This is a genomic window from Streptomyces sp. NPDC043876, assembly GCF_056435825.1.
This window is the reverse complement of record NZ_JBWKDV010000001.1, coordinates 471,676-488,749: the sequence shown is the minus strand read 5'-3', so window position 1 is coordinate 488,749 and position 17,074 is coordinate 471,676. Positions and strand designations below refer to the sequence as shown.

At 70.7% G+C, this 17,074-nt stretch carries 18 protein-coding genes; 15 read left to right on the top strand and 3 right to left on the bottom strand.

All coding sequences use genetic code 11. The features are described 5' to 3' along the window. Positions 1–159 precede the first annotated feature (159 nt). The 6 genes from AC0693_RS02440 to AC0693_RS02415 all read left to right on the top strand — a co-directional run bounded on the left by AC0693_RS02440 (position 160) and on the right by AC0693_RS02415 (position 6,320). Positions 160–1,770, top strand: coding sequence for an ABC transporter ATP-binding protein (locus AC0693_RS02440; protein WP_356404411.1), 1,611 nt, complete (start codon positions 160–162; stop codon positions 1,768–1,770). After that, the gene (locus AC0693_RS02435; RefSeq protein WP_478800777.1) at positions 1,767–2,882 is read left to right on the top strand and encodes an ABC transporter permease; all 1,116 of its coding nucleotides are present in this window, start codon (positions 1,767–1,769) and stop codon (positions 2,880–2,882) included. The genes AC0693_RS02440 and AC0693_RS02435 overlap by 4 nt, the downstream gene beginning before the upstream one ends. Continuing rightward, a complete protein-coding gene (locus tag AC0693_RS02430) occupies positions 2,879–4,144 on the top strand; it encodes an ABC transporter permease (RefSeq protein WP_356404052.1) in 1,266 nt (421 codons plus the stop codon). Before AC0693_RS02435 ends, AC0693_RS02430 begins: the two co-directional genes overlap by 4 nt. Before the next feature lie 5 nt (positions 4,145–4,149). Continuing rightward, positions 4,150–4,539 (top strand): cytidine deaminase, encoded by a 390-nt coding sequence (locus AC0693_RS02425; RefSeq protein ID WP_356404413.1) that lies wholly within the window; start codon positions 4,150–4,152, stop codon positions 4,537–4,539. 100 nt (positions 4,540–4,639) lie between these two features. Next, positions 4,640–5,917 carry a thymidine phosphorylase gene (locus AC0693_RS02420; protein WP_469316964.1) on the top strand — a complete coding sequence of 426 codons (1,278 nt, stop codon included), beginning with the start codon at positions 4,640–4,642 and terminating at the stop codon, positions 5,915–5,917. A 67-nt stretch (positions 5,918–5,984) separates the two neighbouring features. Further along, positions 5,985–6,320 carry an STAS domain-containing protein gene (locus AC0693_RS02415; protein WP_478800776.1) on the top strand — a complete coding sequence of 112 codons (336 nt, stop codon included), beginning with the start codon at positions 5,985–5,987 and terminating at the stop codon, positions 6,318–6,320. Here the strand turns inward: AC0693_RS02415 and AC0693_RS02410 are convergent. Then, positions 6,234–7,211 (bottom strand): sigma-70 family RNA polymerase sigma factor, encoded by a 978-nt coding sequence (locus AC0693_RS02410; protein WP_469316963.1) that lies wholly within the window; start codon positions 7,209–7,211, stop codon positions 6,234–6,236. The two genes, AC0693_RS02415 and AC0693_RS02410, sit on opposite strands and share 87 nt — an antisense overlap. 94 nt (positions 7,212–7,305) lie before the next feature. Then, positions 7,306–8,361: a ScbA/BarX family gamma-butyrolactone biosynthesis protein gene (locus tag AC0693_RS02405; RefSeq protein ID WP_478800775.1), complete on the bottom strand. Its 1,056-nt coding sequence runs from the start codon at positions 8,359–8,361 to the stop codon at positions 7,306–7,308. Positions 8,362–8,712: 351 nt separating this feature from the next. Here AC0693_RS02405 and AC0693_RS02400 point away from each other — a divergent pair, with 351 nt between their 5' ends. Then, the gene (locus tag AC0693_RS02400; protein ID WP_356404062.1) at positions 8,713–9,354 is read left to right on the top strand and encodes a ScbR family autoregulator-binding transcription factor; all 642 of its coding nucleotides are present in this window, start codon (positions 8,713–8,715) and stop codon (positions 9,352–9,354) included. 76 nt (positions 9,355–9,430) lie between these two features. On the opposite strand, the gene AC0693_RS02395 is transcribed toward AC0693_RS02400, so the two are convergent. Further along, positions 9,431–10,129, bottom strand: coding sequence for a TetR/AcrR family transcriptional regulator (locus tag AC0693_RS02395; protein ID WP_356404064.1), 699 nt, complete (start codon positions 10,127–10,129; stop codon positions 9,431–9,433). 158 nt (positions 10,130–10,287) lie between these two features. On the opposite strand from AC0693_RS02395, the gene AC0693_RS02390 reads away from it, so the two are divergent. From AC0693_RS02390 to AC0693_RS02355, 8 genes are all read left to right on the top strand, one after another. Beyond that, positions 10,288–11,169 (top strand): helix-turn-helix transcriptional regulator, encoded by an 882-nt coding sequence (locus AC0693_RS02390; protein ID WP_356404066.1) that lies wholly within the window; start codon positions 10,288–10,290, stop codon positions 11,167–11,169. Between the two features lie 26 nt (positions 11,170–11,195). After that, the gene (locus tag AC0693_RS02385) at positions 11,196–12,053 is read left to right on the top strand and encodes an MBL fold metallo-hydrolase (protein ID WP_469337623.1); all 858 of its coding nucleotides are present in this window, start codon (positions 11,196–11,198) and stop codon (positions 12,051–12,053) included. Between the two features lie 178 nt (positions 12,054–12,231). After that, positions 12,232–12,879 (top strand): AAA family ATPase, encoded by a 648-nt coding sequence (locus tag AC0693_RS02380; RefSeq protein WP_356404070.1) that lies wholly within the window; start codon positions 12,232–12,234, stop codon positions 12,877–12,879. A 74-nt stretch (positions 12,880–12,953) separates the two neighbouring features. After that, positions 12,954–13,748 carry an AAA family ATPase gene (locus tag AC0693_RS02375; protein ID WP_356404072.1) on the top strand — a complete coding sequence of 265 codons (795 nt, stop codon included), beginning with the start codon at positions 12,954–12,956 and terminating at the stop codon, positions 13,746–13,748. 175 nt (positions 13,749–13,923) lie between these two features. Further along, complete coding sequence (locus tag AC0693_RS02370) at positions 13,924–14,676, top strand: HAD family hydrolase (RefSeq protein ID WP_478800774.1); 753 nt, start codon at positions 13,924–13,926, stop codon at positions 14,674–14,676. Then, complete coding sequence (locus AC0693_RS02365) at positions 14,673–16,022, top strand: class I adenylate-forming enzyme family protein (RefSeq protein WP_356404076.1); 1,350 nt, start codon at positions 14,673–14,675, stop codon at positions 16,020–16,022. The genes AC0693_RS02370 and AC0693_RS02365 overlap by 4 nt, the downstream gene beginning before the upstream one ends. Beyond that, positions 16,019–16,795, top strand: coding sequence for an SDR family NAD(P)-dependent oxidoreductase (locus tag AC0693_RS02360; protein WP_469316957.1), 777 nt, complete (start codon positions 16,019–16,021; stop codon positions 16,793–16,795). Before AC0693_RS02365 ends, AC0693_RS02360 begins: the two co-directional genes overlap by 4 nt. Further along, the gene (locus AC0693_RS02355) at positions 16,789–17,073 is read left to right on the top strand and encodes an acyl carrier protein (protein WP_351050372.1); all 285 of its coding nucleotides are present in this window, start codon (positions 16,789–16,791) and stop codon (positions 17,071–17,073) included. Before AC0693_RS02360 ends, AC0693_RS02355 begins: the two co-directional genes overlap by 7 nt. Position 17,074: the final 1 nt, after the last annotated feature.

Genomic DNA, 17,074 nt, shown 5'->3' with positions numbered 1-17,074 from the left:
CCACTTGGCCGCAAGTTTTCACTTCCGACAGAGCTACGCGCGTAGAGGCATCGTGGACGCGATACCGTCCTTCTCCCTCCCACCCGCCCGGCCGATCTCCGCCCCTTTTCCCCCGCCGTCTCGGCTTTCCAGCTCCTTCCGCGCCAAGGAGAGTGCGTCATCAACGCGTCCAGCCCCCCGCTCGCCGTAGAACTGAACGGCATTACCAAGCGCTTCCCCGGAGTCGTCGCCAACAAGGACATCGCGATCACCGTCCGCAAGGGCACGGTCCACGCCCTGATCGGTGAGAACGGCGCCGGCAAGTCGACGCTGATGAAGATCCTCTACGGCATGCAGAAGCCGGACGAGGGCACCATCGCCATCGACGGCGAGCAGGTCCACTTCTCCAGCCCCGGCGACGCCATCGCCCGCGGCATCGGCATGGTGCACCAGCACTTCATGCTCGCCGACAACCTCACCGTGCTGGAGAACGTGGTTCTCGGCGGCGAGAAGCTCTACGGCATCGGCGGCAAGGCCCGCAAGAAGATCAAGGAGATCTCCGACGCGTACGGCCTGGGCGTGCGCCCGGACGCCCTCGTCGAGGACCTCGGGGTCGCCGACCGGCAGCGCGTGGAGATCCTCAAGGTCCTCTACCGGGGCGCCAAGATCCTCATCCTCGACGAGCCGACCGCCGTGCTCGTCCCGCAGGAAGTGGACGCGCTCTTCGACAACCTGCGCGAGCTCAAGGCCGAGGGCCTGACCGTCATCTTCATCTCGCACAAGCTGGGCGAGGTGCTGAAGGTCGCCGACGACATCACCGTCATCCGGCGCGGCACGACGGTCGGCACCGCCGACCCGCACGACCCGAAGACGACGACCAAGCTGCTCGCCGAGCTGATGGTCGGCTCCGAGCTGCCTTCGCCGGAGACCCGCGAGTCGACGGTGACGACGACGCCGATGCTCCAGGTGTCGGACCTCCAGCTGTCGGCCACCGACCCGGACGGCGTCGTGCGCGAGGTGCTCGCGGGCATCAACTTCACCATCCACAAGGGTGAGGTGCTCGGCATCGCGGGCGTCGAGGGCAATGGCCAGACGGAACTCATCGAAGCCCTGATGGGCATGAGCATCCCCGATGGCGGCACCGTCACGCTGGACGGCCACGACATCTCCACCGCCCCGACGCGCAAGCGCCGCGAAGGCGGGATCGGCTACATCCCCGAGGACCGCCACCGGCACGGCCTGCTGCTGGAGTCCCCGCTGTGGGAGAACCGCATCCTGGGCCACGTCACCGAAGCGCCCAACTCCAAGCGCGGCGTCCTCGACCCGAAGGCCGTCCGCAAGGACACCGAGCGGATCGTGCGCGAGTACGACGTCCGCACGCCCGGCATCGACGTCACCGCGTCCTCGCTCTCCGGCGGCAACCAGCAGAAGCTGATCGTCGGCCGCGAGATGAGCCACAACCCGAAGTTCCTGATCGCCGCCCACCCCACGCGCGGCGTGGACGTCGGCGCGCAGGCCCAGATCTGGGACACGATCCGCGAGGCCCGCCGCGAGGGCCTCGCCGTGCTGCTGATCTCGGCCGACCTGGACGAGCTGATCGGCCTGTCCGACACCCTGCGCGTGATCTACCGCGGCCGCCTGGTCGCGGACGCGGACCCGGCGACCGTCACCCCGGAGGAACTCGGCACCGCCATGACGGGCGCCGCCACCGGGCACCTGGAAGCACCCGACAACCACTCCGACGCCGGTACCGACGCTGGTACCGCCTCCCCGGAGGACGAGGCCCGATGAAGAAACTCGACAAGGACCGGCTGCTCCTCGGCTTCGCCGGGCCCGCACTCGCGCTGGTCGCCGCCTTCGTGCTGACCGTGGTGGTGCTGGCGGCGACGGGCGTGGACCCGATCGACCCGCTGCGCATCATGGTGGAGAACGCCGGTTACGAGGACGTGCAGATCCTCATCCTGAACCAGGCGGGCACCTTCTACCTGGCGGCGCTGGCGGTGGCCATCGGCTTCCGGATGAACCTGTTCAACATCGGCGTCGACGGGCAGTACCGCCTCGCCGCGATGATCTCCGCCGTGGCGGGCACCGCGGTGAGCCTGCCCGGGCCGCTGCACATCCTGCTCATCGTGGTGATCGCCATGCTGACGGGTGCCTTCTGGGCCGGTATCGCGGGTGTCCTGAAGGCCAAGCGCGGGGTGAGCGAGGTCGTCTCGACGATCATGCTGAACGCCATCGCGACCAGCCTCATCGCGTGGATGATCCTGCCGAAGAACTTCGGTGTCCAGCCCGCGGGCTCCAACGACCTGACGACCGGTGAGATCGCCGAGTCCGGGTGGTTCCCGTCGGTGACCGTCGGCGACGGGCTGGAGATCTACGGGTTCACCTTCGTGGCCTTCGCCCTCGGCGTCGTCTACTGGTTCGTGCTCAACCGCACCCGCTTCGGCTTCGACCTGCGCGCCACCGGCGCCAGTGAGTCCGCCGCGCAGGCCTCCGGTGTGGACGCCAAGAAGATGATCATCACCTCGATGCTCATCTCCGGCGCGGTCGCGGGCCTGTCCGGCATGCCGCAGCTGCTGGGCGAGACCCACACGTACAACCTGTCCTTCCCGCTGGGCGTCGGATTCACCGGCATCACCATCGCGCTGCTGGGCCGCAACAGCCCGGTCGGCATCCTCTTCGCCTCCTTCCTGATGGCCTTCATCGACAAGGCCTCGGCCGGTCTCGACATCGCCGGGTACTCGAAGGAGATCGGCACGATCATGAAGGGCCTGATCGTGATCGCCGTCGTCGTCTCCTACGAACTCGTCCGCCGCTACGGCATCCGCCGCCAGCAGCAGAAGGTCGGCGAGGAGCTGGCCGCGGGTCACGCCATCACGACCGAGAAGGAGGTCGCGGCGTGAGCACCAGCACCGTTTCCGCGACGAGCGCGGCCCCCAAGAAGCAGGCCGGCCGCAAGAAGCTCACCCTGCCCTGGATCATGCTGATCATCGCGGGCGGCCTCGCGCTGGTCTCGCTGGTCCGCGTGATCAGCGGCGCCCAGGACCTGACCTCCGTCGGCCAGGTCTCCGGCGCCCTCTCGCTCGCCGTGCCGATCGGCCTCGCCGGTCTCGGCGGCCTGTGGGCCGAGCGCGCGGGCGTCGTCAACATCGGCCTCGAAGGCATGATGATCCTCGGCACCTGGTTCGGCGCCTGGGCGGGCTACCAGTGGGGCCCCTGGACCGGCGTGCTCGTCGGCATCGCGGGCGGTGCCGTCGGCGGCCTGCTGCACGCGATCATCACGGTCACCTTCAACGTGAACCACATCGTCTCCGGTGTGGCCATCAACATCCTGGCGCTCGGCTTCACCCAGTACCTGTCGAACTTCACGTTCGCGGACGCGCCCGGCGGCTCCTCCAAGCAGTCGCCGCGCGTCGAGGAGATCTACCACATCACCGTGCCGGGGCTGTCGGACTGGCTGACCACCCTCCAGGGCAAGCACTGGTTCTTCGTCTCGGACCTCGCCGGTGTCCTCGGCGGGCTCGTCACGAACCTGTCCCTGCTGACGGTCGTCGCCCTGCTGCTGATCCCGGGCACCTGGTGGGTGCTGTGGCGCACCACCTTCGGTCTGCGCCTGCGCTCCTGCGGCGAGAACCCGGTCGCCGCCGAGTCGCTCGGCGTCAACGTGTACAAGTACAAGTACATCGCCGTGATCGTCTCCGGCGCCCTCGCGGGCCTCGGCGGCGTGTTCCTCTCCGAGGTCGCCAGCCCGATCTACCAGGAGGGCCAGACCGGCGGCCGCGGTTACATCGGTCTCGCCGCGATGATCTTCGGCAACTGGATGCCGGGCGGCATGGCGCTGGGTGCGGGCCTCTTCGGCTTCACCGACAGCCTCAAGCTGCGCGGCGGCGCCGAGAACGTGCACGCGATGCTGCTGCTGATCGCGATCCTGCTCGTCCTGGCCGTCGCCTGGCAGCTGTACAAGCGGAAGTACGTCGCCGCGGTCGTCTCCGCGGTCTGCTCCGCGGGCCTGTTCGTCTGGTACGCGACCACCGACGCGGTGCCGAGCCAGTTCGTGGACGCGGCCCCGTACCTGACCACCCTGCTGGTGCTCGCGCTCTCCGCGCAGCGCCTGCGGATGCCCAAGGCGGACGGCATGCCCTACCGCAAGGGGCAGGGCAAGTGACGACCGTGACCGGCCCCGACTGGGAGGCCCTGCGGGAGGCCGCGCGGGACGCCATGTCCCGGGCGTACGCCCCCTACTCCGGCTTCCCGGTCGGCGTCGCCGCGCTGGTCGACGACGGCCGCACCATCACGGGGTGCAACGTCGAGAACGCCAGCTACGGACTCGGCCTGTGCGCCGAGTGCGGGCTCGTCTCCGCCCTCCAGGCCACCGGCGGCGGCCGCCTGACGCACTTCACCTGCGTCGACGGCAAGGGCGAGATCCTGGTCCCGTGCGGGCGCTGCCGCCAGCTCCTCTACGAGTTCGGCGGCCCCGAACTCCAGGTGGAGACGCCCGAGGGCGTCCTGCCGCTGGCGGCCATGCTGCCGCAGGCCTTCGGGCCCGACCACCTGAGATAGCCGTGCGGACGGCCCTTCGCCCCTGGGGGCGGAGGGCCGTCCTACTTCCCCCCGTCTTTTGTCTCCCCCAACTCTCTATGCGCGTAGAAGGAAGTCATCCATGGACGTCATCTCCGTCATCCGGACCAAGCGTGACCGCGGCGAGCTGAGCCCCGAGCAGATCGACTGGGTCATCGACGCGTACACGCGCGGTGTCGTCGCCGACGAGCAGATGTCGGCGCTGGCGATGGCCATCCTGCTCAACGGCATGAACCGGGCCGAGATCGCCCGCTGGACCGCCGCGATGATCGCGAGCGGCGAGCGGATGAACTTCGACTCGCTCTCCCGCCCCACCGCCGACAAGCACTCCACCGGCGGCGTCGGCGACAAGATCACCCTGCCGCTCGCCCCGCTCGTCGCCGCCTGCGGGGCGGCCGTGCCGCAGCTCTCCGGGCGCGGCCTCGGCCACACCGGCGGCACCCTGGACAAGCTGGAGTCCATCCCCGGCTGGCGCGCGCTGCTCTCCAACGAGGAGATGCTGCACGTCCTGGACACCACCGGCGCGGTGATCTGCGCTGCGGGCGACGGGCTGGCCCCGGCGGACAAGAAGCTGTACGCGCTGCGCGACGTCACCGGCACGGTCGAGGCCATCCCGCTGATCGCCTCCTCGATCATGTCGAAGAAGATCGCCGAGGGCACGGGCTCGCTCGTGCTCGACGTGAAGGTCGGCTCCGGCGCCTTCATGAAGAACATCGAGGACGCGCGCGAGCTGGCCTCGACCATGGTCGGGCTCGGCACCGACCACGGGGTGAAGACCGTCGCGCTGCTGACGGACATGTCCACCCCGCTCGGCCTGACCGCGGGCAACGCGCTGGAGATCCGCGAGTCGGTCGAGGTGCTGGCCGGCGGCGGACCCGCCGACGTGGTCGAGCTGACCCTCGCCCTGGCCCGCGAGATGCTGGCCGCGGCGGGCATCCGGGACGCGGACCCGGCGAAGGCCCTCGCCGACGGTTCGGCCATGGACGTGTGGCGCCGGATGATCGCGGCGCAGGGCGGCGACCCGGACGCGGCCCTTCCGGTGGCCCGCGAGCACCACGTGATCAACGCCCCCGCCTCGGGCGTGCTGACCCGCATGGACGCCTACGCGGTCGGCGTGGGCGCCTGGCGCCTGGGCGCGGGCCGTGCGCGTAAGGAGGACCCGGTGCAGGCGGGCGCGGGCATCGAGCTGCACGCGAAGCCGGGCGACGCCGTGGTGGCGGGGCAGCCGCTGATGACGCTGCACACGGACACCCCGGAGAAGTTCGAGTACGCCGTCGCGGCCCTGGACGGCTGCTTCGACATCGCCCCGGCCGGTACGTCCTTCACGGCGTCCCCGATCGTGCTGGACCGCATCGCGTAACGCGCCGCGCGCACCCGTGCCCCCGCCCCCACCGATGAGTTTCGGCGGGGGCGGGGGTCTGTGATGCGTGGAGACGAAACGGTTCGTGGTGCCCGGGCCCGGGATGTCGGCCGCGCAGACGGGGGAGGCGGCCGCCCGGCTGCGCGGCGGCGCCGCGGTGGTGTGGGACGTCGGCGCCGTCACCGAGCCCGGCCTGGGGGCCGTGGACGCCCTCGCCCGGCTCGCGCTGGCCGCCCGGCGGGGCGGGGGAGTCCTGACGGTCACGGGGGCCGGAGCGGGGCTGCTGGCCCTGCTCCGGCTCACCGGGCTGGCCGGGCTAGTCGAGGTGCCCGGGGAGGTCGAAGAGCGGGAACCAGCGGGCGGTATCGAGGAAGGCGTTGAGGCCGGTGATCCGGCCCCCTGAGATCTCCAGGACCTGGAGGGCCCACGGGGTGTGCCCCCGGCCGTCGGCCGCCGGGCGGTACTGGCCGAAGGCGGGCATGCCGTTCGCCGTGGTCGGGACCAGGCGCGAGCCGCGGCAGCCGATGCCCTGGTTCAGGTGCCAGGCGGCGATGTCCTCGTGCCCCTGGAGCCACAGGTCGAACGGCGGCATCGACAGCACCGCGTCCTCGTGCAGCAGGGTGGTCAGCCGCTCGATGTCGTACGCCTCGAAGGCGGCGAGGTAGCGCTCCAGCAGCTCGGCCTGGCCGGCGTCCAGCGGGTCCGCCGCGTCGCTCGCGCGGATCCTGCTGCCGGCCAGGGTGGCCCGGGCGCGCTGGAGGGCGCTGTTCACCGAGGCCACGGTGGTGTCCAGCAGGGTGGCGACCTCGTCCGCCTTCCAGGCCAGTACCTCGCGCAGGATCAGGACCGCGCGCTGCTTGGCCGGCAGGTGCTGGAGCGCCGCGACGAAGGCGAGCCGGACGGACTCCTTGGCCAGGGCCAGCTCGGCCGGGTCGGCGGTCTGCGGGAGCACCCGGGCGTCCGGCACCGGCTCCAGCCAGGTCACCTCGGGGCGTTCGCTCAGGACGGCGGAGGCCTGGTGCTGCGGTGCCGTGAGGTCCATCGGGCGGGCCCGCTTCTTCCCCGCGGCCAGCAGGTCCAGGCAGACGTTGGTGGCGATGCGGTACAGCCACGACCGCAGCGAGGAGCGGCCCTCGAACTTCTCGAAGCTGCGCCAGGCGCGGATGTACGTGTCCTGCACCGCGTCCTCGGCGTCGAAGGCCGAGCCGAGCATCCGGTAGCAGTAGCCGGTCAGCTCGGTGCGGTGCAGGTCCATCGCCGCGTCCAGATCCGGCGTGGTGGCGAGGTCACTCATGATCGTCGAACCCCCTGGTAGATCCCGATACTTGGGAAACTACCGGAGGGGTCCGACAACGGCACCGCGGGAGCCGGCGGACGCGGGCGCCGCCCTAGGCGGAGACGGCCGGCCGGTCCGTCGGGTGGACGGCCCGGCGGAGGGGTGAGTGGGTCACCGCGGGCCCGGTGGCGGGGCGCCGCGCGGGCAGTGGGGTCGTGCTGACCCGGGCCGTGAAGAGTTCCCGGCCCTCCTGGTGGAGGGAGACGCGGACCCGGCCGGTGCCCTGTTCCGGTTCGGCTTCGACCCAGCAGGGGGAGTCGAGCTCCGCGAAGCGGGTGAAGCGGGTGTCCATGGCCGCGGCCATGGCCCGGGCGGGCCCGGCGACGACGTGGGCGGCCTGGCGGGCGGCCTCCAGCATGAGCGCGCCGGGGACGTGGTCGACGGGGTGGTCGAAGAGGACGGGGTGGTCGGTGTCCACGCGCAGCTGCCAGCGGTGCGGGGAGGTGGTGGCGGCGAGGACGACGTTCTCCCGCGCGGCGTGGCCCACCAGCTTGGGCGAGATCGGCAGCGGCACCGGGACGCAGGCGGCCAGGGCGGTGTCCACGTCGGCGTAACCGGCCCGCAGTCTGCGGTAGACGGCGGGCGCGTGGCTGCTGAACCGGGTCTGCGCGCTGCCGAGCCAGACGCCGTCGCGCCGGGCCTCGACGTGCAGGGAGAGCGCGCCGAGCTTGCCGCGCCGCTGGACGACGTCGTGGCAGTTCACGTACAGGGTGACCTCGGCGGGACGCAGCCTGGCCTGGAGGGCGTCGGCGCCGGGGGCTATGGCGTAGCGGAAGTGCTCCCAGATGAGGTGGTGCCCGAAGGGGACGGTGTAGGCGGCGTGCGAGAGCAGCGGGAAGATCTGGCGCACGGTCTCGGCGAACAGGAGCGGGTCGTGCAGGCCGTTCTGGGAACGGTAGAAGCTGTGGGCGCGCGGCCACTGGGCGGTGATGGTGAAGGAGTCCTGGTCGTCCCGGTGCCAGCCGGTGAGCAGCACCTCGGACAGGGCGGCCTTGTGGACGTACTCGCGGGGGACCGTGGTGGTGACGGTGGCCGGGGGATCGGCCGGCCCGCCGAAGGGGAGCTGCGGGATGGCGCCGGACTGATAGCGGGCGTACTCGAACTCCATGGTGAATCCCCCTGAGATGGCCGTGCGAGAACCGGTGTGGAGCAGGCGTGGTGCAGATGCGTCGCGGGAGGCGGGGCAGGTGCGTGGCGGTACCGGAGCAGGGCTGGCCTGGTCTCCCCGCCGGATGAGGTCCGGGGTGGCCAGCTCGAATTAAACTAGAGAGTGCTCGTTTTGTTTGTCGAGCGGGTAGGGGTGGAAAGTCGAGAGTGGCTTGAACTGGCCGCCGGAGGATGCGTTCATCGGGAGTGGAGGCCTCACCCAGCCCCCCGGCCCGCTGACATAACATAGAGGGCGTTCGTTTTTTTGCGAGGGGTGCTCGCACCATCCGACCCAGGCGCAAGTGGAGTGACCGTGTCGCAGGCCAGGCAAGCCCGAGCCATCCGCACCCGAGAGAAGATCCTCCGGGCCGCCGCCGAAGTGTTCGACGAGCACGGTTTCTCCGGCGCGAGCATGAACAAGATCGTGCGCACGGCGGACACCACCATGGGCGCGATGTACTTCCACTTCGCCTCCAAGGAGGAGATCGCGAAGGCGGTGATGGCCGAGCAGGCGACCGACCTGTCCTTCACCGACGGTGAGGACGGCCTCCAGCGGCTGATCTACATCAACCTCGAAGTCGCCCACCAGATGCGCACCAACGTGCTGTTCCGGGCCGGTGTGCGGCTCGCGGTGGAGCAGGGCGAGTTCGGCATGCGCGACGCCGCCCCGTACCGGCTGTGGATCGACCTCTTCCGCGGGCAGCTCGAAGCGGCCCGCGGGCGGGGGGAGCTGCTGCCCGGCGTCGACATCGAGGACTTCGCCGAGATCCTCGTCGGGGCGTACACCGGAACGCAGTTGATGTCGAACATCACCACGGGCAGGGAGAACCTCATAGGGCGCATCAGCGCGCTCTGGGGCTACCTGCTCCCGTCCATCGCGGCCCCCGGGGTGATCGCCGGGCTGGACCTGACGGGTGCCGCGCGGGCCGGCGGGCAGGGCGCGGCCGCGCTCTGATCGGGCCTCCGGTCCGGGGGGCCGGCCGCTCGGGGCGGCCGGAGCCGGTGCGGGACCCGTCCATCGATAGGCGTTTTCAGGCCACCGAGGGGTCCTTGGCGGGTGCCGAAGGGTCCGCGGCCCTGCCGTCGGATCCGGAGGAAACGGATGTACGGGAGATGCCGGACCACAGGACCTCCCATACTTCGGCCAGGCGACCCCGCGCGCTCCAGCCACTGCCCGCGGCGGACTCGTACTGCCGCTGGACGGACACCTCCAGATTGGAGACGAGGCAGGCGACGAGCACCCCGACGATCTCGGGGTCCGCGCCCGCCCGCTGCTCCAGTTCGCCGCCGCGGTAGGCCCGCGTCAGCAGGGAGCGCACGGCGGGAGTCCACGCGTCGTACCAGTCGGCGGTCACCGGCAGCTCGCGCGAGAGCCGGGCGGCGGCCCGGACGACCGGCTGCTTCTCCAGCAGCCGGGCGAGCGTCTGTGTCACCTCGGTGAGCGCCTCCAGGGCGGACCCGCCGGGGCCGGTGGACTCCGCGACCTCGTCGACCGCGTCGGCGGTCAGGTCGTGACCGCGTTCGCACACCGCCTCGGCCAGGTCGTTCTTCGCCGGGAAGTGGAAGGTCAGGGCGCCGATGGTGGCCATCGCCGACCTGCTGATCCGGGTGAGCGAGGTGCCCGCGTACCCCCTGCGGGCGAATTCCTCCCCTGCCGCCTCGATGAGGAGGTTGCGGGTCCGGCCCGCCCTCTCCTGCTTCGTACCCGCACGTTCGTGGTGTGTCGTCATGGCTGGCCCCTCGGTGGTCGGTGGTCGGCGTCGTTCCGGCCCCCCGGCCGTGCGCTGCGTATGTAGCATCCCAGAAAAACAAAGCGAGTACTCTCTATGGTGTAGAAAAAAGAGCGAGCGTTCTCTACGCTTGCTGGGGAGTGAGGAGGAGATGCACGATGACTCGTAACGCACCGCGGCTCGTGGACCCGAAACTCGCCGAACTGGGCAACTTCCTCGCCGAGCGCCGGGCCGAGGTCACCCCCCAGCAGGTCGGACTCCCAGGTGGAGCGGCCCGCCGGGTGCCCGGACTGCGCCGCGAGGAGGTCGCGATGCTCGCCGGCATCGGGGCCTCCTGGTACGCCTGGATCGAACAGGGCCGCGCCAAGAACGTCTCCCCGGAGATCCTCGGCGCCATCGCCCGGGTGCTCCGCTTCGACGAGGCCCAGCGCCTCTACGCCATGCGGCTGGCCGGGTACGCGGCCGCCGGACGCCCCCAGCGCTGCGCCGACGACGACCTGCCGCTGCTGCTCCAGGTCGTCGACGGCTTCCTCCCCAGCCCCGCCTACGTCCTGGACCACTGCTGGGACGTCACCGCGGCCAACGCCACCGCCACCCGGCTGCTCGGCCTCGGCGGCGGGCGCTCCAACTACCTGCGCACGCTCTTCCTCGACCCCGCCGCCCGCGAACGCTTCCCCGACTGGGACCAGGAGGCGGCCGCGGCCGTCGCCGCCTTCCGCGCCCAGGGCGGCGAACTGCTCGCCGACGCCCGCCTCGGCGCGCTGGTGCGCGAACTCACCGAGAACAGCCCGGTGTTCGCGGCGCTCTGGGCCCGCCACCGGGTCGCCGACCGGGCCGACGGCGCCCAGCGGCTGCGCCATCCCGACCTGGGCGAGCTGGAGTTCACCAAGGTCTCCCTGTGCGTGAACGGCCGGGCCGGCCTCCAGCTGATCCTGCTCAGCCCGCAGTACGGCACCGCCGAGTTAACCGAGCAATGGGCCGCTTCCGGGCGGTCCGACGCGCTGACCCGCCCGCTGGGCGGCCAGGGCGTCATCGTCTGAGCATCCGAGAAGAGGGCCGACCCGCCATGACGACCGCCACCCGGTGGAACACGCCGGCCACCGCGCCCCGCACCCTGCGCTTCGGTGAGCACACCGTCACCTGGCTGCCCGACGGGTACGTCCAGCTCGACCCGCGGCGCTGGCTCCCCGGCACCACCGAGGAGGACTGGACCGGCGAGAACGCCGGACTCCTCGATCCCGAAGGCTTCCTGGCGGCCTCCATCGGCGCCCTCCTCATCCGCCACGGCGACCGCGCGATGCTCGTCGACGCGGGCTTCGGCCCCCGTGACGTCCCCGCCGCGGACACCCGCCCCGCCCTCGGCGCCCTCGTCGGCGGACAGCTCCCCGCGGCCCTCGACGCCGTCGGAGTGGACCCCGCCGCCATCGAACTGATCGCCTTCAGCCACCTGCACGGCGACCACCTCGGCTGGGCCCTGTGCCCCGGCCGCGGCCTCGTCTCCCCCTTCGTCAACGCCGTCTTCGCGGCCTCGGCCGCCGAGTGGGCCACCCTGCCCCCGTCGAAACGCGGTCCGGCCCGGACCCGGACCGTCGCGGACGGCGAGGAGATCTTCCCCGGGGTCACCGCCCGGCCCACGCCCGGCCACACGGCCGGGCACACCTCCTACGTCCTCACCTCGGGCGGGCGCCGGCTGATCGCCTTCGGCGACGTCTTCCACACCCCCGCCCAGCTCGCCCGCCCCGACTGGCGGGTGGCGGTGGACGCGCTGCCCGAGGGCGCGGTCGCGGCCCGGCGCGCGCTGCTGGCCGAGCTGGCCCGCCCCGGCACCAGCGCCTTCGCCAACCACTTCTCCGACGTCGTCTTCGGGCGGCTCGGCGAGAATGCGGGCACGCCCTGCTGGGAACCTTTGGAAGAATTTTATTAAAAAGCGTTGCGGTACTTGCAGATCCTCCGTCCCGGCTCCAGAATTCAGGGAGTCGGGGCTTTCTGTTGGGCCAGCCGGCTCCTCGGCCTGCCCCGCCTATTGGTGGTGGCAACAGGTGTCGTGCTCATAGCAGCAGGAGAGGCTGGGCAAAGGCCCGCGCTGCTGAAATCATTTATGCATGAGCCAGAGAATCGCCATTGCCGGCGCCTACGGATCTGGAAAGACCCTCCTCTCCGAGGCCCTCTCCGAAGTGACCGGACTTCCCCGCGCCGAGGGAACCGCCATGCGGGAGCCCATTGGCGGGGAGGGAAAGCACGCCTGGAGCTGGACCGAGGGCGAGCTGCTCCAGCTGACCGTGCGGCGGCACGCCGAGCGGACCCTGGACGAGGCGGCCCACCCGGGCGGCTTCATCAGTGACGGATCGATCCTCCACGACTGGGTGTACGCCAAGCTCCGCCTGATCGCGGGCCCGAACCCGGGCACCGAACAGCCGCTCGGCAGCCGCTTCCGCAGCGAGGTCACCGCGGCGTACGAAGACGTCGCGGACCAGATCGGCAAGCTCGCGGTGCGGCACGCGAAGACCGCGTACGACGTGTTCTTCCACCTGCCCGTCGAATTCCCGCTCGACGAGGACAACCGCCCCGTCAACGAAATATTCCGCACGCTGTCGGACGGGCTCCTGCTGCCCGCCATAGCGGAAACCGGCATTCCCGTACACACGATCACCGGCAGCCCCGCCGAGCGGATCCGGCAGATTGTCGAGATCACCGGACTGCCGGTCGCCGTGGACATCGAAAAGGCGCTCGCGTCCGTCCAGGGGCGGTAGATCGTTCCGAAACCGGCTCCGCTCGGAAAGTAGCTCGACTCACCCACAGTGCCACCGGAGAAAGGTCACCGAAAATGCAGCTCGAGGTCCCCAAGTGGGGCGACAAGCCCGATCTCAAACTGGCGATATCCGGTACCTACTCGACCGGGAAGTCGACCACCACGGAAGCCCTCGCCATCGCGACCGGCATCCCGCGGACGCACGCCAAGACCTCGCGTGAGCTGCTCGTCGACCTCGTCCCCGGCAAGACGGTGATGGAGCTCAACGCCATGGAGCTGGTCAAGCTGGGCCTGCGCCGTTACGAGGAGCGCCTCGTCAACGAAGCCGGGACCGGCGCGTTCATATCCGACGGCGGCGTCTTCCACGAGTGGGTCTACTTCGAGGCCCGGATGCGGGTCGGCATCAACCCCGGCATGCCGTGGTGGTTCCAGGGCGTCAAGAAGACCCTGGGCGTGGTGTCGAAGGGCTTCTACCAGAAGTACACGAACACCCTCGGCGAGATACAGAAGGACCGCGCCAAGCGGTCCTACGACGCCTTCGTCCACCTGCCCGTCGAGTTCGACATGGACCGCGACGGCCACCGACCGGTCTCCGAGAAGTTCCGCCGGCTCTCCGACGAACTGCTCCTGGGCGCGCTGGAGGAGACGAAGATCCCCTACCGGATCGTGGGCGGGCCGATCCCGCAGCGGATCGAGAAGATCGTCGAGATCTTCGAACTGCCCCTGGTCGTCCCCATCAAGGAGGCGATCGAGGAGGCGGAGCGCCGCGTGGCCGCCGATGCCTCGGACCTCCAGCGCAACCTCGCGTTCATGGCGTCCAGGCGGCAGAAGTCCTTCGGCCGCCGGCTCGCCTACGCGCTGCGTTACTGACCGCCCCCGAGCGCGTCCGGCGCACCCACCCCCGCTGCGCCCGACGCTCCGCGCGCGCCCCCCTCCCCCCACTTCCCCCGTGGGGGAGGGGGTCGCCCGCAGCACCACCCGAGAAAAGGAAGACACGCACCGAGCCCCACGCACCGCACCATCCGGCCGGAAGGGGAGAGACGCAGTGAACGGCTACCGCACCGCATTCTTCGACGTGGACGGCACTCTGACGACCGCCCCGAGCATGTTCCGCTTCCTGCGCCACTACCTCGCCGCGCTGGGCAGCCCGCCGCACGAGTACACCAGCCGACGCCGGGAACTCAAGGCGATGAACCAGGTCGGCTGCCCCCGCGCGGTCACCAACCGCGCCTACTTCGCCCACCTCGAGGGCGCCTTCGCCTCCGAGGTCTCCTTCCACGCCGAGGACTGGTTCCGCGACGAACTGCGCTCCGGCGCCTTCTTCCACGAACACGGTGTCGCCGCCCTGCGGCGCCACCAGGACGACGGCACCCGGATCGTCCTGGTCTCCGGCTCCTTCCCCGCCGTCCTCGACCCGATCGCCGAGCACCTCGGCGCCGACGAGGTCTGGTGCACCGAGCCCGACATCGCCTGGGGCCGGTACACGGGCCGGCTCACCCGGCCCCCCATGCTCGCCGGCGCGAAGGCCGAGGTGGTCAGGGCCGTCGCCGCCCGCCACCGCACGGACCCGGCCGAGTGCATCGCGTACGGAGACCACATCTCCGACCTGCCGATGCTCCGTGCCGTCGGGTCCGCGGTGGTCGTCGGTGGCGACAAGGTGCTGCGCACCCACGCACGTATCCACGGGTGGTCCCTGCTGCCCGCAGCGCCGGTTCCGCCGGCGCTGGACCTGCCGCTGTGGCACAGCGACCGGCACACGGCCGCTCACGACGAGGTGAAAGAGGTGGAAAGCGTATGACGTCATGGTTCTTCGACCGGATGCGGAACTTCGGTGAGGCCGATGCCATCGTCTTCAACGGTGTGAGTTACAGCTACGCCCAACTGGCCAGGCTGACCGGCGAATGGGAAAGATTCCTCGACCGGGGCGGCGTCCACGCCGGCCAGGTCGTCGCCCTCGAAGGCGTCAGCAGCGTGGAGGCCTGTGCGGGCCTGCTCGCCCTGATCGAGCGCGGCGCGATCATCGTCCCGATGACCCCGCTGCCGCCCGCCAAGCGCGCGGAGTTCCACGAGGTCGCCGAGGTGGAGACGGTCATCACGATCGACTCCCAGCAGTGGCGCCGCAGCATCGAGATCACCGGCCGGGCCTCCGAGCACGAGCTGTACGACCAGCTCCGCACGGACGGCGTCCCCGGCCTGGTCCTCTTCAGCTCCGGCACCACCGGCCGCAGCAAGGCCAGCGTCCTCGACTTCTCCAAGGTCCTGTCCAAGTACGGCCCGCCGACCCGGCCCCGGCGCACCCTCGGGTTCCTCAACCTGGACCACATCGGCGGCATCAACACCCTGCTGCACACCCTGAGCCAGGGCGGCGCGCTCGTCACCATCGACGAGCGGACCCCGGACAAGGTCTGCGCGGCCATCGAGTCCAACGCCATCCAGATCCTGCCCACCACCCCGACCTTCCTCAACATGCTGCTCATCTCGCGGGCGTACGAGCGGCACGACCTCTCCTCGCTCCAACTGGTCAGCTACGGCACCGAGCCCATGCCGGAGGGCACCTTGACCCGGCTGGCCCAGGCCCTGCCGGAGACCCGGCTCAAGCAGACCTACGGGCTCTCCGAACTGGGCATCATGCCCACCAAGTCCCGTGACGACGGCAGCCTGTGGGTCAAGCTCGGCGGCGAGGGGTTCTCGTACCGCATCGAGGACGGGATCCTGTGGATCCGCTCCGACATGGCGATGCTCGGCTACCTGAACGCGCCGGCGCCCTTCGACGACAACGGCTTCTTCAACACGCAGGACGCGGTGGAGACGGACGGGGACTACGTCCGGATCCTGGGGCGCAAGTCCGAACTCATCAACGTCGCCGGGGAGAAGGTCTACCCCAGCGAGGTCGAGAACGTCCTGCTGGAACTGGACTACGTCGCCGACGCCGTCGTCTCGGGCCGCCCCAGCCACGTCACCGGCCAGGTGGTCAAGGCCGTCGTCCGGCTCACCGCGCCGGTCGACGACGAGCGGGCCACCTCGCGCCGGATCCGCGAGTACTGCGCGCAGCGGCTGGAGGCCTTCAAGGTCCCCGTGGTGGTCGAGGTGACCACGGCGGACACGCACTCCGACCGGTTCAAGAAGATCCGGAGCGCCGTGTGAGCACGCAGCAGGCGCAGGCCCCGGGGGTGCCCGTCCCCGACGAGCCCGGGGACGGGCGGGTCGCGGTCGTCAGCGGGGGCAGCCGCGGCCTCGGCCGGGCGCTGGCCGAGCGGCTGCTCGCCGCCGGGTGGCGGGTCGCCACCTTCAGCCGCAAGCCGAACGAGTTCACCGAGGAGAAGGCCGAGGCCCTGCCCGACACCTTCTTCTGGCAGTCGGTGGACCTGCACGAGGCGGCGCAGATCCGGCAGTTCACCAAGGCGGTCCAAGGCCGCTTCGGCCGGGTCGACCTGCTGGTCAACAACGCGGGAGTGCTCCACCAGGAGCTGTTCCTGACGGTGGCGCCCCAGCGGATCGAAGACCTCCTGGCCGCGAACCTGACCGCCCCCGTGCACCTCACCCAGGCGTGCGCCCGGCTGATGATGCGCGGCGGCGGATCCATCGTGAACATCTCCTCCATCAACGCCATCCGCGGCTACCGCGGAGTCGCCGTCTACGCGGCGGCCAAGGCGGGACTGGAGGGCTTCGGCCGGGCGCTGGCCCGGGAACTGGGGCCCGTGGGCATCAGGGTCAACACCGTGACCCCCGGGTTCTTCGACAGCGAGCTGACCTCGGACGTCACCGAGCGGAACCGGGAAAAGATCCAGCACCGGACTCCGCTGGGCCGGCTCGGCAGCGCGGAGGAGATCGCCGACGCGGTCCTCTACCTCGCCTCTTCACACGCACGTTTCATCACCGGTCAGTCATTGGTCATCGACGGAGGAATCACATGCTGAACGAGCAGAACATCCAGCAGATCATCGAGCGCGAGATCCAGTCCGTGGTCCTCAGCTCGGAGGAGGACGAGGTATCGCTGGACGACGAGCTGCTCAAGTCCGGGGTGAACTCGCTGATGCTCGCCCAGCTGCTGATCCAGCTGGAGACCGAGCTGGGCGTGGACCCGTTCGCCGCGGACCTCTCCATCACGGAGATACGGACGCTGCGCGAGCTGGTCGGCGCGTACGAGGCGGCCCTCGAGCGTGCGGCCACGGCCGGTGCGACGGCGGGTGCGTGAC

What these genes read in the sequence shown, in the direction of transcription:
- AC0693_RS02405 (WP_478800775.1), bottom strand. Translation starts at nt 8,361, where the DNA reads ATGGAGTTCGAGTACGCCCGCTATCAGTCCGGCGCCATCCCGCAGCTC.
- AC0693_RS02390 (WP_356404066.1), top strand. Translation starts at nt 10,288, where the DNA reads ATGACTCGTAACGCACCGCGGCTCGTGGACCCGAAACTCGCCGAACTG.
- AC0693_RS02385 (WP_469337623.1), top strand. Translation starts at nt 11,196, where the DNA reads ATGACGACCGCCACCCGGTGGAACACGCCGGCCACCGCGCCCCGCACC.
- AC0693_RS02375 (WP_356404072.1), top strand. Translation starts at nt 12,954, where the DNA reads ATGCAGCTCGAGGTCCCCAAGTGGGGCGACAAGCCCGATCTCAAACTG.
- AC0693_RS02365 (WP_356404076.1), top strand. Translation starts at nt 14,673, where the DNA reads ATGACGTCATGGTTCTTCGACCGGATGCGGAACTTCGGTGAGGCCGAT.
- AC0693_RS02420 (WP_469316964.1), top strand. Translation starts at nt 4,640, where the DNA reads ATGGACGTCATCTCCGTCATCCGGACCAAGCGTGACCGCGGCGAGCTG.
- AC0693_RS02410 (WP_469316963.1), bottom strand. Translation starts at nt 7,211, where the DNA reads ATGAGTGACCTCGCCACCACGCCGGATCTGGACGCGGCGATGGACCTG.
- AC0693_RS02380 (WP_356404070.1), top strand. Translation starts at nt 12,232, where the DNA reads ATGAGCCAGAGAATCGCCATTGCCGGCGCCTACGGATCTGGAAAGACC.
- AC0693_RS02355 (WP_351050372.1), top strand. Translation starts at nt 16,789, where the DNA reads ATGCTGAACGAGCAGAACATCCAGCAGATCATCGAGCGCGAGATCCAG.
- AC0693_RS02395 (WP_356404064.1), bottom strand. Translation starts at nt 10,129, where the DNA reads ATGACGACACACCACGAACGTGCGGGTACGAAGCAGGAGAGGGCGGGC.
- AC0693_RS02435 (WP_478800777.1), top strand. Translation starts at nt 1,767, where the DNA reads ATGAAGAAACTCGACAAGGACCGGCTGCTCCTCGGCTTCGCCGGGCCC.